The 25,482-nt window shown below is 64.5% G+C and carries 24 protein-coding genes and 1 pseudogene; 9 read left to right on the top strand and 16 right to left on the bottom strand.

Going from position 1 to position 25,482, the window contains the following annotated elements; all coding sequences use genetic code 11:
• A pseudogene (locus AB6724_RS07710) lies at positions 1–462 on the top strand (transcriptional regulator); the annotation flags it as partial.
• A gap of 101 nt (positions 463–563) precedes the next feature.
• On the opposite strand, the gene AB6724_RS07705 reads toward AB6724_RS07710, so the two are convergent.
• From AB6724_RS07705 to AB6724_RS07675, 7 genes are all read right to left on the bottom strand, one after another.
• On the bottom strand, positions 564–1,463 hold the full coding sequence (locus tag AB6724_RS07705; protein ID WP_369337923.1) for a carbohydrate kinase family protein: 900 nt from the start codon (positions 1,461–1,463) through the stop codon (positions 564–566).
• A 20-nt stretch (positions 1,464–1,483) separates the two neighbouring features.
• Entirely contained in the window at positions 1,484–2,680 is a 1,197-nt protein-coding gene (locus AB6724_RS07700) for a DUF3426 domain-containing protein (RefSeq protein WP_369337922.1), read from the bottom strand.
• A 62-nt stretch (positions 2,681–2,742) separates the two neighbouring features.
• A complete protein-coding gene (gene prmA, locus AB6724_RS07695; RefSeq protein WP_369337921.1) occupies positions 2,743–3,633 on the bottom strand; it encodes a 50S ribosomal protein L11 methyltransferase in 891 nt (296 codons plus the stop codon).
• A gap of 146 nt (positions 3,634–3,779) precedes the next feature.
• Positions 3,780–5,138 (bottom strand): acetyl-CoA carboxylase biotin carboxylase subunit, encoded by a 1,359-nt coding sequence (accC, locus tag AB6724_RS07690; protein WP_369337920.1) that lies wholly within the window; start codon positions 5,136–5,138, stop codon positions 3,780–3,782.
• Between the two features lie 124 nt (positions 5,139–5,262).
• Complete coding sequence (accB, locus tag AB6724_RS07685) at positions 5,263–5,730, bottom strand: acetyl-CoA carboxylase biotin carboxyl carrier protein (protein ID WP_369337919.1); 468 nt, start codon at positions 5,728–5,730, stop codon at positions 5,263–5,265.
• 148 nt (positions 5,731–5,878) lie between these two features.
• The gene (locus AB6724_RS07680; RefSeq protein ID WP_369337918.1) at positions 5,879–6,427 is read right to left on the bottom strand and encodes a TlpA family protein disulfide reductase; all 549 of its coding nucleotides are present in this window, start codon (positions 6,425–6,427) and stop codon (positions 5,879–5,881) included.
• Complete coding sequence (locus tag AB6724_RS07675) at positions 6,420–7,025, bottom strand: hypothetical protein (RefSeq protein WP_369337917.1); 606 nt, start codon at positions 7,023–7,025, stop codon at positions 6,420–6,422. The genes AB6724_RS07680 and AB6724_RS07675 overlap by 8 nt, the downstream gene beginning before the upstream one ends.
• Before the next feature lie 271 nt (positions 7,026–7,296).
• Between AB6724_RS07675 and mpl the strand changes: the two genes are divergently transcribed.
• Entirely contained in the window at positions 7,297–8,715 is a 1,419-nt protein-coding gene (mpl, locus tag AB6724_RS07670; RefSeq protein ID WP_369337916.1) for a UDP-N-acetylmuramate:L-alanyl-gamma-D-glutamyl-meso-diaminopimelate ligase, read from the top strand.
• A gap of 162 nt (positions 8,716–8,877) precedes the next feature.
• On the opposite strand, the gene AB6724_RS07665 is transcribed toward mpl, so the two are convergent.
• Positions 8,878–9,195, bottom strand: a complete 318-nt coding sequence (locus AB6724_RS07665) for a hypothetical protein (protein WP_369337915.1) — start codon at positions 9,193–9,195, stop codon at positions 8,878–8,880.
• Between the two features lie 353 nt (positions 9,196–9,548).
• On the opposite strand from AB6724_RS07665, the gene AB6724_RS07660 reads away from it, so the two are divergent.
• Positions 9,549–9,920, top strand: a complete 372-nt coding sequence (locus tag AB6724_RS07660) for a YqcC family protein (protein ID WP_369337914.1) — start codon at positions 9,549–9,551, stop codon at positions 9,918–9,920.
• Between the two features lie 72 nt (positions 9,921–9,992).
• Here AB6724_RS07660 and AB6724_RS07655 read toward each other — a convergent pair whose 3' ends face one another.
• The 3 genes from AB6724_RS07655 to rodA all read right to left on the bottom strand — a co-directional run bounded on the left by AB6724_RS07655 (position 9,993) and on the right by rodA (position 14,536).
• Positions 9,993–11,150 carry a 3-deoxy-7-phosphoheptulonate synthase gene (locus AB6724_RS07655; RefSeq protein ID WP_369337913.1) on the bottom strand — a complete coding sequence of 386 codons (1,158 nt, stop codon included), beginning with the start codon at positions 11,148–11,150 and terminating at the stop codon, positions 9,993–9,995.
• A gap of 561 nt (positions 11,151–11,711) precedes the next feature.
• Positions 11,712–13,172 (bottom strand): metalloprotease TldD, encoded by a 1,461-nt coding sequence (gene tldD / locus AB6724_RS07650; RefSeq protein WP_369337912.1) that lies wholly within the window; start codon positions 13,170–13,172, stop codon positions 11,712–11,714.
• Between the two features lie 182 nt (positions 13,173–13,354).
• The gene (gene rodA / locus AB6724_RS07645) at positions 13,355–14,536 is read right to left on the bottom strand and encodes a rod shape-determining protein RodA (RefSeq protein ID WP_369337911.1); all 1,182 of its coding nucleotides are present in this window, start codon (positions 14,534–14,536) and stop codon (positions 13,355–13,357) included.
• A 178-nt stretch (positions 14,537–14,714) separates the two neighbouring features.
• Here rodA and AB6724_RS07640 point away from each other — a divergent pair, with 178 nt between their 5' ends.
• From AB6724_RS07640 to ruvC, 6 genes are all read left to right on the top strand, one after another.
• Complete coding sequence (locus tag AB6724_RS07640; RefSeq protein WP_369337910.1) at positions 14,715–15,299, top strand: YqiA/YcfP family alpha/beta fold hydrolase; 585 nt, start codon at positions 14,715–14,717, stop codon at positions 15,297–15,299.
• A gap of 154 nt (positions 15,300–15,453) precedes the next feature.
• Positions 15,454–17,517, top strand: coding sequence for a ribonuclease catalytic domain-containing protein (locus AB6724_RS07635; RefSeq protein WP_369337909.1), 2,064 nt, complete (start codon positions 15,454–15,456; stop codon positions 17,515–17,517).
• Positions 17,518–17,548: 31 nt separating this feature from the next.
• Positions 17,549–18,409: an energy transducer TonB gene (locus AB6724_RS07630; RefSeq protein ID WP_369337908.1), complete on the top strand. Its 861-nt coding sequence runs from the start codon at positions 17,549–17,551 to the stop codon at positions 18,407–18,409.
• A 156-nt stretch (positions 18,410–18,565) separates the two neighbouring features.
• On the top strand, positions 18,566–19,450 hold the full coding sequence (gene aroE, locus AB6724_RS07625; protein ID WP_369337907.1) for a shikimate dehydrogenase: 885 nt from the start codon (positions 18,566–18,568) through the stop codon (positions 19,448–19,450).
• Complete coding sequence (gene mtgA / locus AB6724_RS07620; RefSeq protein WP_369337906.1) at positions 19,447–20,163, top strand: monofunctional biosynthetic peptidoglycan transglycosylase; 717 nt, start codon at positions 19,447–19,449, stop codon at positions 20,161–20,163. Before aroE ends, mtgA begins: the two co-directional genes overlap by 4 nt.
• A 78-nt stretch (positions 20,164–20,241) precedes the next feature.
• Positions 20,242–20,790, top strand: coding sequence for a crossover junction endodeoxyribonuclease RuvC (ruvC, locus tag AB6724_RS07615; RefSeq protein ID WP_369337905.1), 549 nt, complete (start codon positions 20,242–20,244; stop codon positions 20,788–20,790).
• Positions 20,791–20,835: 45 nt separating this feature from the next.
• On the opposite strand, the gene AB6724_RS07610 is transcribed toward ruvC, so the two are convergent.
• The 5 genes from AB6724_RS07610 to ftsA form a co-directional block, all read right to left on the bottom strand.
• Positions 20,836–21,234, bottom strand: coding sequence for an RcnB family protein (locus AB6724_RS07610; RefSeq protein ID WP_369337904.1), 399 nt, complete (start codon positions 21,232–21,234; stop codon positions 20,836–20,838).
• Positions 21,235–21,467: 233 nt separating this feature from the next.
• Positions 21,468–21,644, bottom strand: coding sequence for a hypothetical protein (locus AB6724_RS07605; RefSeq protein ID WP_369337903.1), 177 nt, complete (start codon positions 21,642–21,644; stop codon positions 21,468–21,470).
• Between the two features lie 12 nt (positions 21,645–21,656).
• Positions 21,657–22,580 (bottom strand): UDP-3-O-acyl-N-acetylglucosamine deacetylase, encoded by a 924-nt coding sequence (gene lpxC / locus AB6724_RS07600; protein WP_369337902.1) that lies wholly within the window; start codon positions 22,578–22,580, stop codon positions 21,657–21,659.
• Positions 22,581–22,835: 255 nt separating this feature from the next.
• On the bottom strand, positions 22,836–24,038 hold the full coding sequence (gene ftsZ, locus AB6724_RS07595) for a cell division protein FtsZ (RefSeq protein ID WP_369337901.1): 1,203 nt from the start codon (positions 24,036–24,038) through the stop codon (positions 22,836–22,838).
• Between the two features lie 146 nt (positions 24,039–24,184).
• Positions 24,185–25,414 carry a cell division protein FtsA gene (gene ftsA / locus AB6724_RS07590; RefSeq protein ID WP_369337900.1) on the bottom strand — a complete coding sequence of 410 codons (1,230 nt, stop codon included), beginning with the start codon at positions 25,412–25,414 and terminating at the stop codon, positions 24,185–24,187.
• Between the last annotated feature and the right edge of the window lie 68 nt (positions 25,415–25,482).

The following is a 25,482-nucleotide window of genomic DNA, read 5'->3' as shown; positions in this document are numbered from 1 at the left end:
GCTGCTGCCAAGCCCGCTGCAAAGGCTGCTGCCAAGCCCGCTGCAAAGGCTGCTGCCAAGCCCGCTGCAAAGGCTGCTGCCAAGCCCGCTGCAAAGGCTGCCGCCAAGCCCGCTGCAAAGGCTGCCGCCAAGCCCGCTGCAAAGGCTGCCGCCAAGCCCGCTGCAAAGGCTGCCGCTAAGCCCGCTGCAAAGGCTGCTGCCAAGCCCGCTGCAAAGGCTGCCGCTAAGCCCGCTGCAAAGGCTGCCGCCAAGCCCGCTGCAAAGGCTGCTGCTAAGTCCGCAACCGCCAAGAAGGCTGCCGACGCTGCCAAGCCCAATGGCGCAGCTCCCAAGAAGGCCGCCGCCAAGAAGGCCGCTGCTGCACCCGCAGCTCCTGCCGCCGTGGAGGCCGCAGCGCCCATCGCTCAGACCCGTCTGGCGCCCCAGGCTGCCTGGCCCTTCCCCACAGGCAACAAGCCCTGATCGGCACTCTGACTGGCACTCAATGAAAAGCCCGGCCTCTTGCGAGAACCGGGCTTTTTTACGAGCTCAGCGCCGGATCATCGGCGCACCTGAATTCAGTCTCAGGGCTGAAAGTCCAGCTGATAATTCTGCGGGCCGCGGTGCGCAATCTTCAGCGCTCCCATGCGGTTGCCCAGCTCGGCACAACGCACCAGATCCCAGCCACGCTCCAGACCGAACAGGAAAGCGCCGCGCCAGGCATCGCCGCAGCCCGTGGGATCGACCACGGCAGCCGGCTTGACCGGAGCCACCACGGTCTTGCGACCCTGCTCCCAGACTTCGCAGCCCTCGGCTCCCAGCGTAACGATCAGACCGCGCACCTGCTGCGAGATCTGCTCGAAGCTCAGGCCTGTGCGCTCGCTGAGCATCTTGCCTTCGTAGTCGTTCACCGCCACCCAGTCGGCCTCCTCGATGAAGACCTTGAGCTCTTCACCATTGAACATGGGCAGGCCCTGGCCCGGATCGAACACAAAGGGAATGCCTGCGGCCTTGAACTGGGCCGCGTGGTCGATCATGGCCTGGCGGCCGTCTGGCGCCACAATGCCCAGCTTGACCTGATCCGCCATCTCCACGGTGATCCGGTTCTCATGCGCCTGCATCATGGCGCCGGGATGGAAGGCCGTGATCTGGTTGTTGTCATGGTCGGTCATGATCATGCACTGGGCGGTGTGCGTGCTCTGCAGCTGACCCACATGACGGGTTTCTATGCCCAGCTCCCGGAAGCGCTGCACATAGTCGGCGCCGTCGCTGCCCACCATGGCCATGGGCCAGGCTTCGCCGCCCAGCAGCCTCAGGCTGTAGGCGATATTGCCGGCACAGCCGCCGAAGTCGCGACGCAGCGTGGGCACCAGAAACGACACATTGAGGATGTGCAGCTGGTCAGGCAGTATCTGGTCCGCAAAACGACCATCGAAGGTCATGATGTTGTCGAATGCCAGCGATCCGCAGATCAAAGCAGCCATGGTGTCGTTCTCTTTCTTAATCAGGGATAAAAAACCAGTGCGCGATAGCCGGCCACGGGTGCGGACAGGTTCTCTACCTGCACCGGCACGCTCACGCTCCATTCCTGGCGGGCCAGCAGTTGCGCGGGCGCGCCCAGGGGCTTGAGGTCGATCACGCGGCGCAGCAGCGGCTTGTCCTGGGCATCGGTCAGCGTGAGCTCGGCCATGGGAATGGCCACGGGAACATCGGAGCGATTTTCCAGGCTCAGGCTCCATTGGTAGCGTTGGACATCGGCCAGTTGCTTGAAACCCGAGCCGCTGATCACCACATCGGCGATCTCGCGCCGCGCCTGCAGCTCGCAGCCCATCAGATGGCAGGCCTGGCCCAAGGCCGGGGCCAGGGCCGGATGCTGCGCAGCCAGCACATCGCGCTGCTGCCATGCATATTGGGCCGCCACGCCTGCCAGCGCGAGCATGGAGCCCAGGACCAGCGCCGCGCGCATGCCGGCGGAATGCCAGAAGGCCTGGCGGCGGGCCTGGCGCACAAAGCCTGGTTCTTCGGCCGGAGCCGGCTCTTCAGACCCGACCGGCTCGGCTTCCGGCGGCCGGGCCGCATCCGCCTCAGAGCGCGGCGCGTCCATATCGGTGGACAGCAGCGCCTGTGCCGATACCACTTCCACCTCGGCCCCGGCCGCCTCATCCGCCGCGGCCTCGGACTGCATGGACAGAGGCTCGGCCTGCGGCTCGGGCTCCTGCGCCTGGTCCTGGCTGGCATCGGGCAAGAGAGCTTGCGGCTCGCCGCTCTCGCTCAGCACCACTTCGGCAACCAAGGGCCTGGCCTGGTCCACAAAGGACGGCTGCACCATCTCCGGCTCCGCGAGCGGCTCCTGCGTTGGCGCTTCCTCCGTCGCAGCCAGCACTGAGGCTCCGGATGGCGCGGCATCATCCGCCTTGCCACTCACTGAAGCCGTATCCAACAAGGCTGCAGCCCTTGCTGCAGCCGCGGACTCCGCTTCCAAAACAGGAGTCTGCGGCGGTTTGACGGCCTCGCTCACCTGCCCGGCCTGCTGAGCCACCGCGGATTGCAGCAGCTCCTCGGGCACGCTCTGCAAATCCTGCGATGCGTCGAACACGCTTTGGCACATTCCGCAGCGCACCCAGCCCTGCGAGATGCGCAGCTGGTCGGCAACCACTTTGAAGCGGGTTCCACAGGAGGGGCAACGGGTGACTTGGCTCATCGGTTTGCAATTGTAGGCAGCCGCGGCCGGCGCTCCTGCTCGAGCGCCGGCCGCTGCCGCAATCAGGCTGCGCGCTGGGCAGTCATCAGAATCCAGCCGTCCTCGCTGTCAGCCACCTCGAGCTTGAGGTAAGGCGCATAAGCCTGCTTGAGCTCGTCGGCCTGGCGCTCCAGGATGCCGGCCAGCACCAGATTGCCGCCCGCATGCACGCGACCGCACAGCAAGGGCGCCAGCACCTTGAGCGGCGTGGCCAGGATATTGGCCAGCACGGTCTGGTATTCGCCGGCCGCAGCCTCGGGCAGGCCGGCATTGACCTGCACATGGTTGGCGCTGGTGTTGTAGTTGGTCGACTCCACGGCGGCCGGGTCTATGTCCACGGCGTCGATCTCGGTCGCGCCGAACTTGGCCGCGCCGATCGCCAAAATGCCGGAGCCGCAGCCGTAGTCCAGCGTGCGCCCCAGAGTCCCCTGGGGCTGGCGCGCAATCCAGCGCAGGCACATGCGGGTGGTGGGGTGGGTGCCGGTGCCGAAGGCCAGGCCCGGATCGAGACGGATGCTGACCTTGGCCTGCTCGGGCAGCTCATGCCAGGTCGGCACGATCCAGAACTCGGGCGTGATGTCCACGGGCTCGAACTGCGACTGCGTCAGCCGCACCCAGTCCTGCTCGGGCACGGGCTTGACGGCCAGCACCTTGCAGCCTTCAAAGAAGTCCTGCGGCAGCAGCAGCTCGCGCGCCTCGATGGCCGCGGCCTCGCTGGGGAACAGCGCGATCACGCGGCTGCGCTGCCAGCCTTCCTTGGGCGCGGGCATGCCGGGCTCGCCGAACAGCGCCTGCTCGGCTTCGGTCTGCGCATCGGCGTCCTCGACGGACACGCTCAGCGCGTCGAGCGCATCCAGCGCATCGCTAATGGTTTCAACCCGATCTTCGGGGCACAACAGGCTCAGCTCGAACATGGCCAATCCTTTCTTGGGCCTACGTCAAGCCAGATGCGGGACTGACCCGGGCTGCTCGCGTAAACCGTACTTTCCTGAAAAACGAAAATGCTGGCCTCCGTCACCAGAGGCCAGCATGGGAACTCAGAGCCGCAAAGCTCGCGGTCTCATCGCTTGGAAGGAGTGCGATGGGTCAGCCACTCTTCCAGATAGTGGATATTGGTGCCGCCTTCCATGAACTTGGAGTCGACCATCAGGTCCTGGTGCAGCGGAATATTGGTGTTGATGCCTTCCACCACCGTCTCCAGCAGGGCGGTGCGCATGCGGGCTATGGCCTGCTCGCGCGTATCGCCGTAGGCAATGATCTTGCCGATCATGGAGTCGTAGTTGGGCGGCACGAAGTAGTTGTTGTACACATGGGTATCAACACGCACGCCTGGGCCGCCGGGCGCATGCCAGGTGGTGATGCGTCCGGGCGAGGGGATGAACTTGTACGGGTCTTCGGCGTTCACGCGGCATTCGATGGCGTGGCCCTTGAACTCGACCTGGCGCTGCGTGAACGGCAGCTTCTCGCCGGCGGCGATCATGATCTGGGTGCGCACGATGTCGATGCCCGTGATCAGCTCGGTGATGGGGTGCTCCACCTGCACGCGGGTGTTCATCTCGATGAAGTAGAACTCGCCGTTCTCGTACAGGAACTCGAAAGTGCCCGCGCCGCGATAGCCGATCTTCTTGCAGGCCGCAGCGCAGCGCTCGCCGATCTTCTCGATCAGGCGGCGGGGAATGCCGGGGGCCGGAGCTTCCTCGATCACCTTCTGGTGGCGGCGCTGCATGGAGCAGTCGCGCTCGCCCAGATAGACGGCATTCTTGAAGGTATCGGCCAGCACCTGGATTTCCACGTGGCGTGGGTTCTGCAGGTACTTTTCCATGTAGACCGCGGGATTGCCGAAAGCGGCACCGGCCTCGGCCTTGGTCATCTGCACGGCATTGATCAGCGCCGCTTCGGTGTGGACCACGCGCATGCCGCGGCCACCGCCGCCGCCCGAGGCCTTGATGATCACCGGGTAGCCGATGGCCTTGGCGATGCGCTTGATGAGTGCGGGATCGTCGGGCAGCTCGCCGTCCGAGCCCGGCACGCAGGGCACGCCGGCCTTGATCATGGCTTGCTTGGCCGAAACCTTGTCACCCATGGTGCGGATGTTCTCGGGAGTCGGGCCGATGAAGGTGAAGCCGCTCTTTTCCACGCGCTCGGCAAAGTCGGCGTTCTCGGAGAGAAAGCCATAGCCGGGGTGGATGGCTTCCGCGTCGGTCACCTCGGCGGCCGAGATGATGGCCGGCATATTGAGGTAGGACAGCGGGGACGGTGCCGGGCCGATACACACGGCCTCATCGGCCAGCTTGACGTACTTGGCATCGCGGTCGGCTTCGGAGTAAACCATCACCGCCTTGATACCCAGCTCACGGCAAGCGCGCTGGATGCGCAGGGCGATCTCGCCCCGGTTGGCAACCAAAATTTTCTTAAACATGAAGTTCCTCGCAGCTTGGCGCCCGCGCCGCAGCACAGGCCACTGCCAATGACTCAGTCGCGCCGCCGGAGGCTGGCGCACCTAGGCGCTGCCATGCGGACCGCATGCAACGCCTCATGATCTATCACTCGATCACGAACAGGGGCTGGCCGTATTCCACAGCCTGGCCGTTTTCGCCCAGCACGCGAACAATGGTGCCGCTCTTGTCGGCTTCGATCTCGTTGAGGATCTTCATGGCTTCAACGATGCAGATGGTGTCGCCTTCCTTGACCTGGCTGCCAACATCCACAAAAGGCTTGGCGCCGGGGCTGGAGGCACGGTAGAAGGTACCGACCATCGGCGACTTGACCACATGACCTTCCACAGCGGCGGCGGCCGGTGCGGCGGTGGCGGGAGCGGCGGCCACGGGGGCTGCAGCGGCGACGGGAGCTGCCATCATGGGAGCGGCCTGTACGGGAGCGGCAACGTATTGGTGAACCACACCTTCGCTCTTGACGATACGGACCTTGCCCTCTGCTTCGGTGATCTCCAGTTCCGAAACATTCGATTCGGACACCAGGTCAATGAGGGTCTTGAGTTTTCGCAAATCCATGGGAGCTCCAGCGGCTAAAACTAAACAGGGCGCGAATTTACCTCAATTTCGCCCTTCTGCGCGCATTGGCGCATATTTTTCAATAACGTCGCTAGGGAATTTCCCCATCCCTACACTTTTCTTACGCCAAGAGCCAGTTTCATCCGTTCTATTTGCTCCAATTTGCCAGATCTTCGCCGGAAAGCTCGCCTATTTTACGCTGCCGCACTTGCCCCTCGGCGTCGAACAGCACGCTGAACGGCAGGCCGCCCTGCAGATTTCCGAGGGCGCGCGTCAGTCCCAGCCCGCCCTGGGCGACCAGCGCCACGGGAAATTGCACCGGCTGACGCTGCAGGAAACGCAGCACGGCCTCGGGCTTGTCGATCGCCAGACCGACGACCTGAATTCCCCGGGAACCTTGATGCGCCGCAAACTCGCTGAGCATGGGCAGCTCCTTGACGCAGGGCGGGCACCAGGTAGCCCAGAAGTTGACCAGCAGCGGCCGGCCCTTGAAATCCGCCATGGCCAGGGGCCTGCCATCTGGGGCGGCAAAGCTCTGACTCCACAGCTGCTGCTCGGCACTCGGACCCATGGCCTGGGGCCGGCCGCGCCACCAGGCCGCGCCTGCACCGGCGGCGGCCGCAGCCACGGCGACCGCGCCCGTCAGCCACAGGCGGCGGGAGCTGCCGCGTGCCTCGGCGGGCTTGATCTCATTCATGTTCACTCTCCTGCTCCAGCAGCTTGCGCAGCGCTTTGGCATCGCCGCGCGGGCTGCGGCCGCGGCTGTCGGGCTTCATCGCGCCGCGCATATCGTCATGGTCATAGACCAGCAGATGCACGCCCACGGTTTCGTTGAGGGGTTTGCACAGCGAGTGGATGGACAGCGCCTCCACGGGCTTGCCCTGAAAGCCAGTGACCGTGCTCGGCTCGTACTGCACCTGATTGTTGATCAGCGCGATTTCGGCCGATTTGGGGTCATCGCAAAACAGCTGCAGATAGATATCGGACAGCCGGGTGGCCGTTCCGCGCCAGACGGCGCCCGCCAGATGGGGACGGAACTCCTGCAATCTGTCCATCCAGACCAGGGCCAGTTCACGCAGGGCGCGCAACTCCCGGGGCTGGGTGTCGGCGCAGAACAGCTCTATATATTCACGCACCGCCTCTTCCATCAGCTCGTTGTCGGGCAGGGCCGTGCGGCCGGGCAGCCCGAGCTGACGCAGGGCACGCTGTTTGGCAGCCCCCCATTCCAGGCCCTCTTCCACCACGATGCGGGCAGCCGCCTGGGCGATTTCAGCACTCACATTGTCCAAGCTCATAGCGATTCCTAGCCCCCGCCGCGGTCTGCGGAACGGGTCATGCGGGCATTGTGACCCATATGGACCGAGCCAGTTTTGCCTATTCCGCACAAAGCCCATGTTTTCATAGCATCTAGCGCTTGACAGCTCTCATATCTCCAGAGGGAACCATTGAAAAAGAATGGAAGCCTTGCGCATCAAGCTATCAATTTGATAAGAAAGGTTACCGCCTGCGCCTCTGCGGCCCAGGGCTCGCGCCCGGGTCATGCGCGCAAACGTAGAATCTCCGCCCATGCACATACATATTCTGGGCATTTGCGGCACCTTTATGGGGGGCCTGGCCGCTTTGGCACGTGAGGCCGGTCACAGGGTCACGGGTTGCGACTCGGGCGTCTACCCGCCTATGAGCGATCAGCTGCGCGAGCTGGGTATCGAGCTGATCGAGGGCTATGGCGCCGATCAGATCGCCCTCAAGCCCGATATGTACGTGATCGGCAATGTGGTCAGCCGCAGGCGGCTCGAGGACGGCTCGCCCAAGTTTCCGCTGATGGAAGCGATCCTCGATGCCGGCGCCCCCTATACCAGCGGCCCGCAGTGGCTGGCCGAGCATGTGCTGCGCGGTCGCCATGTGCTGGCCGTGGCCGGCACGCATGGCAAGACCACCACGACCTCCATGCTGACCTGGGTGCTGGAATGCGCGGGCCTGCAGCCCGGCTTTCTGGTCGGCGGCGTGCCGCTGGACTTCGGCGTCTCCGCGCGCCTGGGCGCGCCCAAACGCCCCGTCTGCGGCCCCGGCCCGGCCGGCGAGGAGCCCGTGTTCGTGATCGAGGCCGATGAGTACGATACGGCCTTCTTCGACAAGCGCAGCAAGTTTGTGCACTACCGCCCACGCACGGCCGTGCTCAACAATCTGGAGTTCGATCACGCCGACATCTTCGACGATCTGGCCGCCATCGAGCGCCAGTTCCACCATCTGGTGCGCACCGTGCCCTCGACCGGCCGCATCGTGAGCAATGGCCTCGAAGAAAGCCTGAGCCGCGTGTTGGGCCAGGGCTGCTGGAGCGAGGTGCGCAGCTTTGGCGCCGCCGTCAGCGACTTCAGCGCCGAGGGCGACCCCGGCGACTTCTACGTGCTGCGCCATGGCCGGAAGGTGGCGCGCCTGAGCTGGTCGCTGACCGGTGTGCACAACCAGCTCAATGCGCTGGCCGCGATTGCAGCGGCCGACCATCTGGGAGTGAGCGCCGAAGTCGCCTGCGAAGCCCTGTCGCGCTTTCAGAATGTGAAGCGCCGCATGGAGCTGCGCGGCACCTTGAACGGCATCGAGGTCTATGACGACTTTGCCCACCACCCCACGGCCATCCGCACCACGCTGGATGGCCTGCGCCGCAAGCTGGGTCCGGACGCCCGCATCCTGGCCGTCTTCGAACCGCGCAGCAACACCATGAAGCTGGGCACCATGAAGAGCCAGCTGCCCTGGTCGCTGGAGAACGCCGATCTGGTCTTCTGCCATACCGCGGGCCTGGACTGGGATGCGGCCGAAGCCCTGGCCCCCATGGGCGTGGGGAGCGGCAAGCGCGCCCAGGTGGCCGGCAACATCGAGGCGCTGATCGCCCAGATCACCACCGCCGCCCGGCCCGGCGACCATATCGTCTGCATGAGCAACGGCGGCTTTGGCGGCATTCATGCCAAGCTGCTTGAAGCCTTGAAATAAGCACCAAACAAAATGCCCGCAAAAAACGGGCATTTTCATCAGCTATCTTCAAAAGCGGCATGCCCCAACACGGGGACAGCGAGCAAGAGCCGTCTTGCAGCGAGGCTGTCGTCCCCCTCCGCGAAGCAGAGAGGGGGAAGCCGCAAAGCGGCTCAGGGGGCGTCAGTAGCTTATAGACATCGCCGGCACATCCACGCGGATCAGCGGCTTGGACAGCACGGCCTGGGCGGCCACAGCATAGCTGTTGAGCCAGTCCTGGTTCCCAAACAGCTCGGGACGGCTGCGCGCCTCACGCGCCACCACCACCAGCTTGTCGGCCAGCAGCACCTTGCCCGTGGCACGCAAGGGCTCACAGTCCAGCGCCACAAATTGCTGGTCCAGCCAGCGGCGGCCCTCGTCCGAGCTCACCGACGACAGGGACTGGGTGTCCACCCGATATTCACGGTCGGCATCCAAAACCACGATCACTTCACTACGCATAGTTCTCCTCGCTTCATGGCGCTTTGCACCAGTCGTTGTCATGGCCACAGCTTGATGGTGGCGGCAGGACGGGAAATGCTTCAAGCTGACTGCTGGCAAACAGCAATGGCCCATAAGCCCTCACCAGACTTATCAGGCATCAGGGCGGATATGAAAAAGTGTTATGCCGCAGCGCCAGTTTTGCAAGCTTCGACGACATCCAGCGCGGACATGAACCCCATATTTGGGCCGGTCCGCGTATTTCAAGCCCCGGCATCGATCGGCGCTCCGCTCTTGAAGTCGCCGCAAACGGGCTTACATACAATTCATGACTTTGCGGCAAAGGCTGCAAACGCCTTCAGGACTCCCCAACCATGACTGCCGACATCATCCACAAAGAACTGCGGGAGCATCTGCAACAGCTGCAGGCCGAACTGCAGGCCCAGCAACTCTGGTCTGCCGCCGCGCCCTCTCCCAAGGCCCTGGAATCCACCGTCCCCTTTATGTACGACACGCTGCAGCTGCACGAGTGGCTGCAATGGGTGTTTATTCCACGCCTTCAGGCGCTGATCGACGCCAAGGGCAGCCTGCCCCACCAGAGCCATATCCATCCGCTGGCCGAGCACGAATGGGAAAAGCGCAACGACTTCGACAAGCGCCAGTTGCTGCGGCTCATCAACCGCATCGACGCCACGCTCAACGGCTGCGATATGACTCCTCATCCGGAGCCTGGCGAGGAACATTAAGCGGCGTCTAGAGAGCCAAGAAACAGGTCACAAGGCAAGCCGCCTTGCGACCTGTTTTTTTATGGGCTCGGCTCAGGCCGCGACGGCGGCCTCCTGGCCGGCCACCACCGCCTCGCGGCGCTGGCGCACCGCCTGGGAGAGCTCTTCCAGCGTTGCCAGCGAATCTTCCCAGCCCAGGCAGGCATCGGTGATGCTCTGGCCATAGGTCAGCTTGCAGACCTCGTCCTTGCCCGGCGTGAACTTCTGGGCGCCGCCCACCAGATGGCCTTCGATCATCACGCCGAATACGCTGTTCGAGCCTGCCGCGATCTGGCCGGCGATGTCACGCGCCACATCTTTCTGGCGTTCATGCTGCTTGCTGCTGTTGGCATGGCTGCAGTCCACCATCAACGACGGCGTCAGGCCTGCGGCGGCCAGATCCTCGCAGGCGGCGGCCACATGCTTGGCATCGTAGTTGGGCGTCTTGCCGCCGCGCAGAATCACATGGCAGTCCTGGTTGCCGCCCGTATGCACGATGGCGACCTGGCCGTTCTTGTGCACCGACAGGAAGTGATGGCCGCGGCTTGCCGACTGGATGGCGTCGGTGGCGATGCGGATATTGCCGTCGGTACCGTTCTTGAAACCAATGGGCGCCGAGATGCCCGAGGCCAGTTCGCGGTGCACCTGGCTTTCGGTGGTGCGGGCACCGATAGCGCCCCAGCTGATCAGGTCGCCGATGTACTGGGGCGAGATCACGTCGAGGAACTCGCTGGCCGCCGGCACGCCCAGGCGGTTGATGTCGATCAGCAGCTGGCGCGCGATGCGCAGGCCCTCGTCGATGCGGTAGCTCTGGTCGAGGTAGGGGTCGTTGATCAGTCCCTTCCAGCCCACGGTGGTGCGCGGCTTTTCGAAATAGACGCGCATCACCACTTCCAGAGTGTCCTTGTACTGCTCGCGCACCACGGCCAGGCGACGGGCATATTCGAGCGCCGCGGCCGGATCGTGGATGGAGCAGGGACCCACGATGACCAGCAGGCGATCGTCCTGGGCACGCATGATGTTGTGGATGCTGCGGCGGGTGTCGCTGATCAGGGTCTCCACGGCCGTGCCGCGAATCGGGAAGAAGCGGATGAGGTGCTCTGGAGGGGGTAACACTGTGATTTCCTTGATGCGTGCGTCGTCGGTCTGGCCTGTTTTGGGAGAGCCGGAGCGATACCAGGAATCGGCGGAGGAAGTGTTCAGAGCAGTCATGGCAATCTTTCGTGAGGTCGTTGATCGATGAAAACCGGGGGAGCTGAAACGTAGGGGTGAAAAAAAACCGCCGGGCTTTGCAGCTTCGGCGGTTCTTTGGGAGGTGTTTGCAGGTGCGCGCGCTTACCTCTCAGCCGCCGGGGGCGAGAACCAAAAGTAAAAGAAATAGGCGCGTTGCGTTTGCATGTCTTTCAATGTAGCACAGCCATTGCGCATTGCAACATGGACGCCAGAGGGTGGCGTACCGGCAAAAGCACCTCACCCCTCTGTGGAAGCCAATAATTCAATGAATTAACATTTGCAATTTTTTTTCAAAATTTCAAATTTCAAGAAATTTTATTGAGTTAAAAAATACAAAATCCATAATTCATGCAATTTTAAAGCGCAATTCAGATATTCATTGAATTCAGACTCCAAGCCTCCCGCAAAACCCTTTCAGCGGCTGCCCTGCAGCCGGCCTGCGCTTCCGAAAACAACAAGGCCCCGGTCTGCAATGCAGACCGGGGCCGGTAGGAATGGCGCGCAGCGGACACTGCCGCAACGGATATTGCGGCTAGTGGATCAGGCCGTTCCGCCCACGGTCAGACCGTCGATGCGCAGCGTGGGTTGGCCCACGCCCACCGGCACGCTCTGGCCTTCCTTGCCGCAGGTGCCCACGCCCGAGTCCAGGCGCATGTCGTTGCCTATCATGGTGATGTGCTTGAGCGACTCGGGGCCGCTGCCCACGATAGTGGCGCCCTTGACCGGGTACTGGATCTTGCCGTTCTCCACCCAGTAGGCTTCGCTGGCCGAGAACACGAACTTGCCGCTGGTGATGTCCACCTGACCGCCGCCGAAATTGGTGGCGTACAGACCCTTCTTGATCGAGGCGACGATTTCCTGCGGATCCTTGTCGCCGCCCAGCATGTAGGTATTGGTCATGCGCGGCATCGGGATATGCGCATAGCTTTCGCGGCGGCCGTTGCCCGTGGGCTTGACGCCCATGAGGCGGGCATTCATAGAGTCCTGGATATAGCCCTTGAGGATGCCGTCCTCGATCAGCACATTGCTCTGGCTGGCATGGCCTTCGTCGTCCACATTGAGCGAGCCGCGGCGATCGGCCAGCGTGCCGTCGTCGAGCACCGTCACGCCCTTGGCCGCCACGCGCTGGCCGATGCGGCCGCTGAAGGCGCTCGAGCCCTTGCGGTTGAAGTCACCTTCCAGACCATGTCCCACGGCCTCGTGCAGCAGCACGCCGGGCCAGCCCGGGCCAAGCACCACGGTCATCTGACCGGCCGGAGCTGGACGCGAGTCCAGGTTGACCAGGGCCGCATGCACGGCCTCGTCCACATACTGGCTGATCTGCTCGTCGCTGAAATAGGCGAGGCCGAAACGGCCGCCACCGCCCGAAGAGCCCACTTCGCGGCGGCCCTTCTGCTCGGCGATCACGGTCACCGACAAACGCACCAGCGGGCGCACGTCGGCTGCCAGCGTGCCGTCGGCACGCGCGACCAGCACCACGTCGTATTCGCTGGCGAGGCCCGCCATGACCTGCACCACGCGCGGATCCTTGGCGCGGGCCAGCTTTTCCACCTTGCCCAGCAGCTCGACCTTGGCCGTGCTGTCCAGCGTGCTGATGGGATCCAGACCCGGATACAGCGAGCGGCTGGGCGCAATCTTGGGCGCACCCGCCTTGACGCGGCGCGACTGGGTGGCTGCGGAGATGGAGCGCACGGTACGCGCGGCATCGAGCAGCGAGGCCTCGGAGATATCATCGGAATAGGCGAATGCCGTCTTCTCACCGCTGACCGCACGCACCCCCACGCCCTGGTCGATGGAGAAGGAGCCGGTCTTGACTATGCCCTCCTCCAGGCTCCAGCCTTCGGCGCGGGTGTACTGGAAGTACAGGTCGGCGTCGTCCACCTGGTGCGAGCGAATCTCGGCAAGCGCACGAGCAAGATGGGTTTCGTCCAGGCCAAAGGGCTCAAGCAGCAACTGACGGGCCGTGGCCAAGCGTTCGATGGTGGGTTCGCGGGAAATCATGGAATGCATTGTAGAGAGGCTTGCATGCCCTCGCGACCGCTAGGCTGCTGGCGGCCCGCCTCGCGCCGCAGGCATTCTCCCAGCCGGACCGCGTCACGCTGCGCACTGCGTCGCCCCCTCAACATCCGCAAGCCCTGGACGCTTGACCCTTCGGCGCCTGCCGCTGCTTCTTTCAGAAGCGATCAGGCGTGGGGAATATGTCCGTCGCCGCCCGGCAACTGGCGCTGTGCGCGCGACACCGACATCAGCACCCCCAGCGCCAGCCCCAGCGTCACCATGGCCGTGCCGCCATAGCTGATGAAGGGCAGAGGCACGCCCACCACGGGCAGGATGCCGCTGACCATTCCCATGTTCACAAACGCATAGGTGAAGAAGATCATGGCCACGGCCGCCGCCATCAGGCGGCCGAACAGCGAGCTGGCGTGCATGGCGATGGCCAGGCCGCGCCAGACCAGCAACAGAAAGCAGACGATGATGAAGAGATTGCCTATCAGGCCGAACTCCTCGGAATAGGCGGCGAAGATGAAGTCGGTGGTGCGCTCGGGGATGAATTCCAGGTGCGTCTGGGTGCCGGCCATGAAGCCCTTGCCCCAAACCCCGCCCGAGCCGATGGCAATCATGCCCTGGATGATGTGGAAGCCCTTGCCCAGCGGGTCGCGCGTGGGGTCCAGCAGCGTGCACACGCGGGTGCGCTGGTAGTCGTGCAGAAAATACCAGCTCACGCCGTCGGCGCAGAGCTGGGGCTCGTACCAGATGATGAGAAACACGCCGATCACGCCCAGTACCACGGGCGGCACGATGAGCTTCCAGGGCAGGCCCGCAAAAAAGATGACCGACAGGCCGGCCGCCATCACCAGCAGCGAGGTGCCGAGGTCGGGCTGCTTCATGATTAGACCCACGGGAATCAGCAACAGGCCGAAAGCGATGGCGAAGTCCGTGCCGCGCAGATTGCCTTCGCGGCGCTGGAACCACCAGGCCAGCATCAGCGGCGTGGCGATCTTGAGCAGCTCCGAGGGCTGGATCACCACGCCCACGTTCACCCAGCGCGTCGCGCCCTTCTTGGTGATGCCGAACAGCGCCACGGCCACCAGCAGCGCCACGCCCAGGGTATAGAGCGGCACGGCGGCCTTCATCAGCTGCTGGGGAGGAATCTGCGCCACCACAAACAGCAGGCCCGCCGCAATCAGCATATTGCGACCATGGTCCACAAAACGCGTGCCGTGGTCGAAGCCCGAGGAATACATGGCCAGCAGGCCGGCGCTGGCCAGCAGCGCGACAAACAGCAGCAGCAGGAAATCAAAGCCGCGGAACAGCGGAATGATGCGTTGCAATAACGAAGGTTTGTCGAATTCGGTGGCAGACATGGGCCGCAATTATCGTGTGAGCCGGTCGCCGTGCGCGTTGCAGGGTTGAGCCCTGCCAGCGCTGCGGCCGGTTCGCCCCGGGTGAGGTCCGCCACAGGCCTCCCCCCTGCCAAGCCTGGGGCAGACAGGCCACAATGGACGCAAAACATTCATCGCCTGACTAGAGGAGACTGCCGCCATGACCACCACCCATCTGCTTTATCTGCACGGCTTCCGCTCCTCCCCGCAGTCCAACAAGGCCCGCATCCTCGCGGACTATGTGGGCGCCCGGCATTCCCGCGTGCGCTGGTGGTGCCCGCAGCTGCCGCCCTCCCCGCGCGAGGCTGCCGCCCTGATTGCCGAAGGCATTGCCAGCTGGCCGCGCCAGACCATGGCCGTGGTCGGCTCCTCGCTGGGCGGCTACTACGCGAGCTGGGTGGCCCAGCTCGCGCGCTGCAAGAGCGTGATGATCAACCCCGCCGTGAATCCGGCCCGCGACCTGGAAAAATACATCGGCGAGCAGAGCAGCTGGCACGACCCCGCGGAGCACTTCTTCTTTCGCCCCGAATACATAGACGAGCTGCGCCAGCTCGATACCCGGGCCATGACCCCGGCCGCGCCCGAAATGGTGCTGATCGCCCAGGGCGACGAGGTGCTGAACTGGAACGAGATGAGCGAGCGCTACCCCCATGCGCTGCAGCTGGTGCAGGAAGGCGGCGACCACGCGCTGTCCAACTTCGAGGAATACCTGGATCGCGTCGACGAATTTCTGGCCCTGGCCTGAAACCGTCCCCAGCCCAAACGGACTCCTGGCCCCCGCCTCGACGCCTCGCGCGCCATATGTGGCCGGTCAAGATGCGGGCCATTAATTGGCCGATCTGCAGCGCGAAGCTTGGCGCATTCGCATGCTTCGCCGGCTCGTGGGAAAATGCGCGGTTATGCACGCACTGTTTGAAGAAGCCGGCAAATTTCTGGCCGGGCGCATCCTCTCCGAAGCCGAATCCTCGGCCCAGGTCGAACTGGACTCGGGTAAACGGGTCAAGGTCAAGGCCGCCAACCTCCTGCTCAAGTTCGAGAAGCCGGCTCCCGCCGAGCTGATGACCCAGGCCCAGGCCCAGGCCGCCGAGATCGATCTGGATCTGGCCTGGGAGTTCGCCCCCGACGAGGAGTTCGGCTTCGCCGACCTGGCGCGCGACTATTTCTCCGAATCCGCCACGCTGGCCCAGCAGGCCGGCGCGCTGTTCCGGCTCTACGACGCGCCGCACTATTTCCGCCGTGCGGGCAAGGGCCGTTTCAAGAAGGCACCGGCCGAAATCCTGCAGCAGGCCCTGGCCGCCATCGAGAAGAAGAAGCTGATCCAGGCCCAGATCGAGGCCTGGGCCGAGGAGCTGAGCCGCGGTGCCTGCCCCCAATCCATCCGCGAGCAGCTCTACAAGATTCTGTTCAAGCCCGACAAGAACGCGCCCGAATACAAGGCCGTGGTCGAAGCCAGCCGCGCCACCAAGCTGGCCCCGCTGGAGCTGCTGCACCGCGCGGGCGCCATAGACTCGGCCTACCAGTTCCACTGGAAGCGCTTTCTGTTCGACAACTTCCCCAAGGGCACGGGCTTCCCCAGCCTGCAAGCCCCCCAGCCGCCGGCCGATCTGCCCGTGGCCGAGGTCCAGGCTTTCTCCATCGACGATTCGGCGACCACCGAAATCGACGATGCGCTCTCCGTGCGGGGCCTGGGCACCGGCACCGTCACCGTGGGCATCCACATCGCGGCGCCCGGCCTGGCCATCACGCCCGGCGGCGAGCTCGACAAGCTGGGCCGTGCACGCCTGTCCACGGTCTATATGCCGGGCTACAAGATCACCATGCTGCCCGACGAGGTAGTGCAGATTTACACGCTGGACGAGGGCCGCTCCAACCCGGCCGTGTCGCTGTACGTGACCATAGACGAGGCGACGCTGGAGACCACGGCCAGCGAAACCCGACTGGAGCGCGTGCCCGTGGAAGTCAACTTCCGCTACGACAAGCTCGACCATATCGTGACCGAGGAATGGCTGGCCGATCCTTCGATCGAGATCAAAAACACGCCCCAGCCTCTGCTGGGCAAGCGCCAGGAGCTCACATTTCTGCAGCGCTGGTCCAAGCATCTCAAGGCCAAGCGCGAAGTGGTGCGCGGCAAGCCCGAGAACTTCAGCCGCCCCGACTACAACTTCCGCCTGGTCGGCAATGACGGCGCCGAGCCCCAGGGCAGCGAGCAGGTGCAGATCAGCGTGCGCAAGCGCGGCGCGCCGCTGGACCTGATCGTGGCCGAGGCCGCCATCGTGGCCAACAGCACCTGGGGCAGCTGGCTGGCCGAACTGGGCGTGCCCGGTATCTACCGCAGCCAGGCCAGCCTGGCTCCCGGCGTCAAGGTGCGCATGAGCACCAAGGCCCTGCCCCATGCGGGCATAGGCGTGAAAGCCTATTCCTGGGCCACCTCGCCGCTGCGCCGCTATGTGGACCTGGTCAACCAGTGGCAGATCATTGCCTGTGCGCGCCATGGCGCGACGGCCGCGCTGGCTGCTCCGTTCAAGCCCAAGGATGCTGAGCTGTTCGGCATCATCAGCAGCTTCGACGGCGCCTACAGCGCCTACAACGGCTACCAGGCCGGCATGGAGCGCTTCTGGACGCTCAAGTATCTGCAGCAGAACAACATCACCGAGCTCACGGCCAGCGTGATCAAGGAAGGCGTCAACGGCGGCTTCCTGGTGCGCGCCGACGATCTGCCCCTGGTGCTGCCCGTGCTGGGCGCGCAGAACCTGCCGCGCGGCGCCCATGTGCGCGTCAAGCTCGGCGAGATCGACGAGATCGCGCTCGACATCTCGGGCACGCTGATCGAACGTCTGGACGGCGACGTCCAGACTGCCGAGGACGCAGGCGAGGACGAGGAGGAAGCCGTGGCCGGCCCCATCTCCATCGCGGTGGACATGAACGACGCCGACGCTCCGGCCGCCAACAACCAGTCGTCCTGATGCATCCCCTCCATCCGCTCTGGGCGCTGCCGTGAAACTGCCTACCTCGCTTCAAAGACTGAGCACGCTGCAGATTGCGCTGGGCGTGTCCATTGCCGTGCATGTCGTGACCCTGTCCATCAAGTTCGTGGACCCGGAGCGCTTCGAGCGCGTGTTTCAGGACACGCCGCTGGAGGTGATCCTGGTCAACGCGCGTGCCAACGAGACGCCGGACAAGGCCCAGGCCATTGCCCAGACAGCGCTGGCCGGCGGCGGCGACGCCGACCAGGGTCGGGCCACCAGCCCCATGCCCTACTCGGCCCTCACGGCCGCGGGCGACGACTTCGAGGAAAAGCAGCGCCAGATCGACGCCATGCAGCAGCAGCAGAATCAGCTGCTGACCCAGCTGCGCGAACAGGTCGCATCCCTGCCGCCGCTGGACCCGCGCCTCTCCGCCGACGCCAGGGAGCACGAGGCGCAGGAACAGAAGCGCCGCCAGCTCATCAAGATGCTGGCCGAGATCGAAAAGCGCATCAACGAGGAAAATGCCAGACCCAAGAAGCGCTATATCAGTCCCGCCACCAAGGAGGCCGTGTATGCGGTCTACTACGATGCACTGCGCCGCAAGGTGGAGGACAAGGGCACGGAGAACTTCCCCGAGAACAAGGGCAAGAAGCTCTATGGCGAGCTGGTCATGATCCTCACCGTGAACCACGACGGCCGCGTGCTCTCCACCGAGGTAGTGCAGGGCTCGGGCAACCGCATGCTGGACACGCGCGCCGAAGCCATTGCGCGCGCGGCCGGCCCTTACGGTCATTTCGGCCCCGCCATGCGCGCCAAGGCCGACCAGATCGCCGTGGTCTCGCGCTTCAAGTTCACGCGCGAGCAGACGCTGGAAACGGATGTGCGCTAAACCTCTGTGCCGCTTCGCGGCTTCCCCCTCTCTCGCTGCGCGGGAGGGGGACGGCAGTCTCGCTGCGGGGCGGCCCTTGCTCGCCGCCGCCCGCTTAGACCGCGCCAGTATTGCAGGCCCGGCTTCATGCTTTCAAGCTTGCACAAATTCTTAGATATGACGACCACTCTTGATTCCTACTGCGTCGTTGGCAACCCCGTGGCCCATAGCCGCTCCCCCTGGATCCATGCCCGCTTCGCCGAGCTCACGGGCCAGCGGCTGAGCTATGAGCGCACTCTGGTGCCGCTGGACGGCTTTGGCGCTTTTGTGCGCGAGTTTGCCGCCAGCGGCGGCAGAGGCTGCAACGTGACCGTGCCCTTCAAGCTGCAGGCCGCCGAGCTGGCCGCCAGCGCCAGCGAACGCGTGCGCCTGGCTGGTGCCGCCAACACCCTGGTGTTCGATGCCCAGGGCATCCATGCGGACAACACCGACGGGCTGGGCATAGTCGCCGACATAGTCCGCAATGCGGGCGTGCAGATCGCGGGACGCGATCTGTTGCTGCTGGGCGCGGGCGGTGCCGCGGCCGGAGCCCTGGGTTCGCTGATCGAGCAACAGCCGCGCCGCATCGTCGTGGTCAACCGCACGCACGCCAGGGCCGTAGAGCTGGTGACACAGCATGCGCCGCTGGCAGCGCTGCATCAGGTAGAGCTGCTGGCGCTTGAAAAACAAGGGCTGGAAGCCGATCCGGCCCAGAATTTCGACATCGTCATCAATGCCACGGCCAGCAGCCTCGCGGGCGCCGAGGTGCCGGCTCCCGCATCGGTGCTGCGCCCCGGCAGCCTGGCCTACGACATGATGTATGGCCCGGCCGCCCAACTGTTTCTGGACTGGGCCCGCAGCCACGGTGCCCAGGCGCGCGACGGCCTGGGCATGCTGGTCGAGCAGGCGGCCGAGTCCTTTGCTCTGTGGCGCGGCGTGCGTCCGCCCTCGGCCCAGGTGCTGGCCGAACTGCGCACGCTGCTGCAGGCCGAAACCGCGCGCCCAGACCCGCGCCAGCCATGAAAGCCCTGGCCCGACTGCTGCTACTGATACTCTGCGCAGGCCTGCTGCTGCAAGTATTTTTTGTAGCACGCATCGCAGTCATGGTCTGGGCTGACCCGCAATCGACCAGCTATCAGCGCTCCGAGGCCTGGCAGCTGGCGCACAGCGAAGACGGCCTGCGCTGGCGCCAGCAATGGGTGGACTATGGGCAGATCTCCGCCAACCTCAAGCGCGCGGTGATCGCCTCCGAGGATGCGGGCTTTATGGAGCACCATGGCGTGCAGTGGGATGCGATCCGCAAAGCCTACCAGCGCAACGCCAGGGCCGAGGAAAAAGCCGAGAAGGCCGACAACGGCAGGCCGGCCAAGGTCTACGGCGGCTCCACCATCACCCAGCAGCTGGCCAAGAACCTGCTGCTCTCGGGCGAGCGCAACTTTCTGCGCAAGGGCCAGGAATTGGTGCTGGCCCAGCTGCTGGAGCTGATGCTGGACAAGCGGCGCATTCTGGAGATCTATCTCAACAGCGTGGAATGGGGCCAGGGCATCTTCGGCGCCGAGGCCGCGGCCCAGCACTACTTCCGCAAGAGCGCGGCCCAGCTCAGCGCCAGCGACGCTGCGCGTCTGGCGGCCATGCTGCCGGCACCCAAGCGCTTCGAGAAAACGCCCCAGTCGCGCTATCTGGCGCTGCGCACCCGCACCATCACCCACTATATCCCGATGATTACGCCCCCCTGAGGCGCTGCGGCGCGGCCGGCATAGGCCTGCGCCACTCGCCTGGAATGCAACGGGTTGGTACGTGGATAATCGGCTGCCATGCGCATTCTAGGAATCGACCCCGGCCTGCAGACCACGGGCTTTGGCGTCATAGACATGGACGGCCAACGCCTGTCCTATGTGGCCAGCGGCACCATCCGCACCACCAAGATGGAGCTGGGCGACCTGCCCGGCCGCCTCAAGATGCTGTTCGACGGCATTTCCGAGGTGGCTGCACGCTACCAGCCCGATATGTCGGCCGTGGAAATCGTGTTCGTCAACGTCAACCCCCAGTCCACGCTGCTGCTGGGCCAGGCGCGCGGCGCGGCGCTCACGGCTCTCGTCAACGCCAATCTACCCGTGGCCGAGTACACGGCGCTGCAGATGAAAAAAGCCGTGGTCGGCCACGGCCGCGCGGCCAAGAGCCAGATTCAGGAAATGGTCAAGCGTCTGCTGCAGCTGCCGGGCCTGCCCGGCACCGACGCCGCCGACGCCCTGGGCCTGGCCATCACCCATGCCCATGCGGCGGCGGCCATGGGCAAGATGGCCGAGGTCACGGACCTGCGCCGCCGCCAGCATGCGATGTACCGCGGCGGCAGAGTCTATTGATGCCCTGAACGGCCACACGGCTGCCGACTGTGGAGAACACGGGTTTCAGTAGCCGCTGTCCAGGACTATGGAGAGGATCACGCCGGTGCCTATGCCGATCAGCAGATAGTCGCCGCCATTCTGTATCCAGTGGTAGCCGCGCGGCGGAGCCGACAGATGGTGGGCACGCCAGTCATCGACCACATAGTGATGCGAGCGATATTCGGGCGGCACGCGGTAGCCGCGCCGCCAGTCATGCTCCGGGCCTGCGCCACGGCCCTGGTCATCGCGGTCAAAGCGGCGCTCATCACGGCGGTCCTCATAGCGGTCGCCGCGGTCGTCATAGCGGCCGCCATGGCGCATCTCCTGCGGGCCTCGGCCCGGCTGGGCCTGTACGGCCAGGCAGCTCAGCCCCAGGCACGCAGCCATCGAGGCGGAAAGAACACGGGTTGTCAGACGGGACATGGTTTCTCCTTTCTGAAACGGTTCAGTCACGGCGGCCTGCCAGATGCCGCCCACACCTGCATCATCCCCCGAACCCGCCTCGCAGCGGCGCAGGACGAACGTCGCTTTACCGGCTTTTGCCCCGGTTTACAAAACCTACACCGTTGCAACACGCGACCACAAAGTTCGTGCAGCTACTGATTCAATAACTTCAGGCGCAGATACCGCAAGCCATGCAAACGATCTGAGCCTATTCAGGCAATGCGCCCCGCAAACAGCACGGCAAAAAAGGCCAGGGCCGCGATGACCGTCCATTTGAAAAGCAGAAAGCCCAGGCGCTTGTACTGCGACCTGCCCGTTCCCAGGTAGAACGCGAAGCACAGCAGCGAAGCCAGGATCAGCAAACTGGCCAGCCAGCGGAAAATCAGCATGGCTTAACCCACCTACCAGGCCCGCACGGGCTGCGCATAGCCCTGGGGCGCCTGGCGCTCGCTCTCGAAGGTCACGACCTCCCAGGTTTCGGGCTGGGCGAGCATAGCCCGCAGCAGCTTGTTGTTGAGGCCATGGCCCGAGCGGAAGGCGCTGTAGGCGCCAAGAATGGGCTTGCCGATCAAATACAGATCGCCGATCGCATCAAGGATCTTGTGCTTGGCGAATTCGTCGTCATAGCGCAGGCCATCGCTGTTGAGGACCTTGTAGTCGTCCATGACGATGGCGTTGTCCAGCCCACCGCCCAGGGCCAGGCCGTTGTTGCGCAGCATCTCCACATCCTTGGTGAAGCCGAAGGTACGGGCCCGCGCGATATCGCGCGTGTAATTGTCTAGGCCCATGTCGAACTCCACGCACTGGCCCGTGGAATCCACAGCGGGGTGGGCAAAGTCGATCTCGAAGCGCAGCTTGAAGCCGTGATAGGGGTCGAAGCGCGCCCATTTGAGATTCTGGCCTTCGCCCTCGCGCACTTCCACCGGGCTCTTGATGCGGATGAAGCGCTTGGGCGCCTTCTGCAGCTCTATGCCTGCGCTTTGCAGCAGGAACACAAAGGAGGAGGACGAGCCGTCCAGAATCGGCACTTCCTCGGCCGTGATGTCCACGTAGAGATTGTCTATGCCCAGGCCCGCAATCGCCGACATCAGATGCTCGACGGTATGCACCTTGGCGCCGCCCGTGCCTATGGTGGAGGCCATGCGCGTATCGGTCACGGCCTCGGCGGAGATGGGGATGTCCACCGGCTCCGGCAGATCCACGCGACGGAACACGATGCCGGTATCAGGCTGGGCAGGGCGCAGCGTCAGTTCGACGCGCTGGCCGCTGTGCAGACCCACGCCTACGGCACGGGAAATCGTCTTGATGGTGCGTTGTTGGAGCATGTCGCCATTTTAAATGTGACAACCCCGAGACAGCATAGCCATCCCAGGGTTGTATTAATCGCTGCCATACAGCGAACTGATGAGGCCTCGATCCTTAACGATCCGCAGGCCTTGACGGCTGACCGCCCCCCTCCAAACAGGCATGTCCCATCACAGAGACAGCGAGCAAGGGCCGCCCCGCAGCGAGGCTGTCGTCCCCCTCCCGCGAAGCGAGAGAGGGGGAAGGCGCAAAGCGCCTCAGGGGGTGGCCGACGATCAGTCGGCCTGTTTGCGCAGGAAGGCGGGGATTTCCACGTCTTCCATGCCGCCCGAGGCCAGGGCGCTCACGCGCTCCGAAGCCTGGCTGCGGTTGGTGCGCCAGACGCTGGGCACATTGGTGTTGGCGGTACCGAAGTCCATGCCCACATTGCCGCTCAGGGGCGGCAGGCCCACGGCCACGTTGTCGGTGCCGGTACGCAGACCGCCCTGCACCACCTGGATGCTCTGGCGACGCACGTGGGGACGCGACAGGCCGGTGGCCACCACGGTCACGCGGATTTCATCGCCCAGCGAATCGTCGTAGGCCGCGCCGTAGATCACATGCGCGTCGGGCGAAGCGTAGGCGTTGATGGTGGACATGGCCAGACGCGACTCGGACAGCTTGAGGCTGCCCTTGGCGGCCGTCACCAGCACCAGCACGCCCTTGGCGCCGGACAGGTCGATGCCTTCCAGCAGCGGGCAGGCCACGGCCTGCTCGGCGGCGATGCGTGCGCGGTCGGGACCGGCGGCCTTGGCCGTGCCCATCATGGCCTTGCCGGGCTCGCCCATCACGGTGCGCACGTCTTCGAAGTCGACGTTCACATGGCCGTACTCGTTGATGATTTCAGCGATGCCGCCCACGGCATTCTTGAGAACATCGTTGGCATGGGCGAAAGCCTCGTCCTGGGAAATATCGTCACCCAGCACATCGAGCAGCTTTTCGTTGAGCACCACGATCAGCGAGTCCACATTGGCTTCCAGCTCGGCCAGACCGGAGTCGGCGTTCTGCATGCGGCGGCCGCCTTCCCATTCGAAAGGCTTGGTCACCACACCCACCGTCAGAATGCCCATGTCCTTGGCGACGCGGGCGATCACAGGAGCGGCACCCGTGCCCGTACCACCGCCCATGCCGGCCGTGATAAAGAGCATATGCGCGCCTTCGATGGCGGCACGGATGTCTTCCACAGCAGCTTCGGCAGCATCGCGACCCTTGTCGGGCTTGCTGCCTGCACCCAGGCCGCTGCCACCGAGTTGAATGGTGCGGTGTGCACGGCTGCGCAGCAGGGCCTGCGCATCCGTGTTGGCGGTGATGAACTCAACGCCCTGCACATTGCGTTCAATCATGTGGTCGACGGCGTTGCCGCCGCCGCCGCCGACGCCGATCACCTTGATCTGCGTGCCTTGGTTGAACTCTTCAACTTCAATCATGTCGATAGGCATGGTGGTGCTCCTGTTCTCTAGTGGTGGTTTGTCGCTGCTGTGGAAAAGAAATCGTCGAATCGTGGAGCGGCCTCGGTCTTCGTCGCCGGTGCCGCGAAAAATCCGTCATGGGTGGGCCGGTGATGAACATGCGATGAGTGCTCATATCAGAAGTTCCCCACGATGAAGTCCTTGAACCGGCCGAAAGCGGTCTTCATGGAACCGCTCTTCTGCGCCACCTTGTAGCCGCGCATGCGTGCCAGGCGGGCCTCGTCGAGCAGACCCATCACGGTGGCCGCGCGCGGCTGGGCGACCATGTCGGCCAGCGCGCCCGAATACTTGGGCAGGCCGCGGCGCACGGGCTTGAGGAAGATGTCCTCGCCGAGTTCGATCATGCCGGGCATGACGGCGCTGCCGCCCGTGAGCACGATGCCCGAGGACAGCACTTCCTCGTAGCCCGATTCACGGATGACCTGCTGCACCAGCGAGAAGATCTCTTCCACACGGGGCTCGATCACGCCGGCCAGCGCCTGCTTGCTGATCATGCGCGGGCTGCGGTCGCCCAGGCCCGGCACTTCGACCTGGGCATCGGGATCGGCCAGCAGCTGCTTGGCATAGCCGTTCTCGACCTTGATGTCCTCGGCATCCTTGGTGGGCGTGCGCAGCGCCATGGCGATATCGCTGGTGATCAGGTCGCCGGCGATGGGAATCACGGCCGTGTGGCGGATCGCTCCGCCGGTGAAGATGGCCACGTCGGTGGCGCCGGCGCCGATGTCGACCACGGCCACGCCGAGCTCGCGCTCGTCATCGGTGAGCACGGCCTGGGCCGATGCCAGCGGGTTGAGCAGCAGCTGCTCCACTTCCAGGCCGCAGCGGCGCACGCATTTGATGATGTTCTCGGCCGCGCTCTGGGCGCCGGTCACGATATGGATCTTGGCCTCGAGGCGGATGCCGCTCATGCCTATGGGCTCGCGCACTTCCTGGCCGTCGATCACGAATTCCTGAGCCTCCACCAGCAGCAGGCGCTGGTCGGAAGAGATATTGATGGCCTTGGCGGTTTCCATCACGCGGGCCATGTCGGTGGCCGAAACTTCCTTGTCCTTGATAGCCACCATGCCGCTGGAGTTGAGACCGCGGATATGGCTGCCCGTGATGCCCGTGCAGACGCGCTGGATCTTGCAGTCGGCCATCAGCTCGGCCTCCTTCAAGGCCTGCTGGATGCTCTGCACGGTGGCATCGATATTCACGACCACGCCGCGCTTGAGGCCGTTGCTGGGCGCCACGCCCAGGCCCGCCAGCTTGAGCTCGCCATTGGACATGACTTCGGCCACCACCGCCATCACCTTGGCCGTGCCGATATCCAGCCCAACGATCACATCCTTGTATTCTCTTGCCATATCAGCTTCCGCCCCCGGTAGGTTCTGTCTTGTCTTTGTGTGCGCCTTGCATGCGTGCTCCCCTGCTC

The organism is Comamonas guangdongensis, assembly GCF_041079535.1.
GTDB lineage: Bacteria > Pseudomonadota > Gammaproteobacteria > Burkholderiales > Burkholderiaceae_C > Comamonas > Comamonas guangdongensis.
Note: the sequence above shows the minus strand (reverse complement) of the source record. Positions and strands in the feature narration are given on the sequence as shown.

Bases quoted from the DNA above. Each gene is read 5' to 3' on its own strand.
- AB6724_RS07605 (WP_369337903.1), bottom strand. From the start codon at position 21,644: ATGCTGATTTTCCGCTGGCTGGCCAGTTTGCTGATCCTGGCTTCGCTG.
- aroE (WP_369337907.1), top strand. From the start codon at position 18,566: ATGACGACCACTCTTGATTCCTACTGCGTCGTTGGCAACCCCGTGGCC.
- tldD (WP_369337912.1), bottom strand. From the start codon at position 13,172: ATGATTTCCCGCGAACCCACCATCGAACGCTTGGCCACGGCCCGTCAG.
- ftsA (WP_369337900.1), bottom strand. From the start codon at position 25,414: ATGGCAAGAGAATACAAGGATGTGATCGTTGGGCTGGATATCGGCACG.
- AB6724_RS07655 (WP_369337913.1), bottom strand. From the start codon at position 11,150: ATGACTGCTCTGAACACTTCCTCCGCCGATTCCTGGTATCGCTCCGGC.
- AB6724_RS07660 (WP_369337914.1), top strand. From the start codon at position 9,549: ATGACTGCCGACATCATCCACAAAGAACTGCGGGAGCATCTGCAACAG.
- AB6724_RS07680 (WP_369337918.1), bottom strand. From the start codon at position 6,427: ATGAATGAGATCAAGCCCGCCGAGGCACGCGGCAGCTCCCGCCGCCTG.
- AB6724_RS07700 (WP_369337922.1), bottom strand. From the start codon at position 2,680: ATGAGCCAAGTCACCCGTTGCCCCTCCTGTGGAACCCGCTTCAAAGTG.
- ruvC (WP_369337905.1), top strand. From the start codon at position 20,242: ATGCGCATTCTAGGAATCGACCCCGGCCTGCAGACCACGGGCTTTGGC.
- accB (WP_369337919.1), bottom strand. From the start codon at position 5,730: ATGGATTTGCGAAAACTCAAGACCCTCATTGACCTGGTGTCCGAATCG.
- AB6724_RS07665 (WP_369337915.1), bottom strand. From the start codon at position 9,195: ATGCGTAGTGAAGTGATCGTGGTTTTGGATGCCGACCGTGAATATCGG.
- ftsZ (WP_369337901.1), bottom strand. From the start codon at position 24,038: ATGCCTATCGACATGATTGAAGTTGAAGAGTTCAACCAAGGCACGCAG.
- mtgA (WP_369337906.1), top strand. From the start codon at position 19,447: ATGAAAGCCCTGGCCCGACTGCTGCTACTGATACTCTGCGCAGGCCTG.
- AB6724_RS07675 (WP_369337917.1), bottom strand. From the start codon at position 7,025: ATGAGCTTGGACAATGTGAGTGCTGAAATCGCCCAGGCGGCTGCCCGC.
- accC (WP_369337920.1), bottom strand. From the start codon at position 5,138: ATGTTTAAGAAAATTTTGGTTGCCAACCGGGGCGAGATCGCCCTGCGC.
- AB6724_RS07640 (WP_369337910.1), top strand. From the start codon at position 14,715: ATGACCACCACCCATCTGCTTTATCTGCACGGCTTCCGCTCCTCCCCG.
- AB6724_RS07705 (WP_369337923.1), bottom strand. From the start codon at position 1,463: ATGGCTGCTTTGATCTGCGGATCGCTGGCATTCGACAACATCATGACC.
- AB6724_RS07610 (WP_369337904.1), bottom strand. From the start codon at position 21,234: ATGTCCCGTCTGACAACCCGTGTTCTTTCCGCCTCGATGGCTGCGTGC.
- rodA (WP_369337911.1), bottom strand. From the start codon at position 14,536: ATGTCTGCCACCGAATTCGACAAACCTTCGTTATTGCAACGCATCATT.
- prmA (WP_369337921.1), bottom strand. From the start codon at position 3,633: ATGTTCGAGCTGAGCCTGTTGTGCCCCGAAGATCGGGTTGAAACCATT.
- lpxC (WP_369337902.1), bottom strand. From the start codon at position 22,580: ATGCTCCAACAACGCACCATCAAGACGATTTCCCGTGCCGTAGGCGTG.
- AB6724_RS07635 (WP_369337909.1), top strand. From the start codon at position 15,454: ATGCACGCACTGTTTGAAGAAGCCGGCAAATTTCTGGCCGGGCGCATC.
- mpl (WP_369337916.1), top strand. From the start codon at position 7,297: ATGCACATACATATTCTGGGCATTTGCGGCACCTTTATGGGGGGCCTG.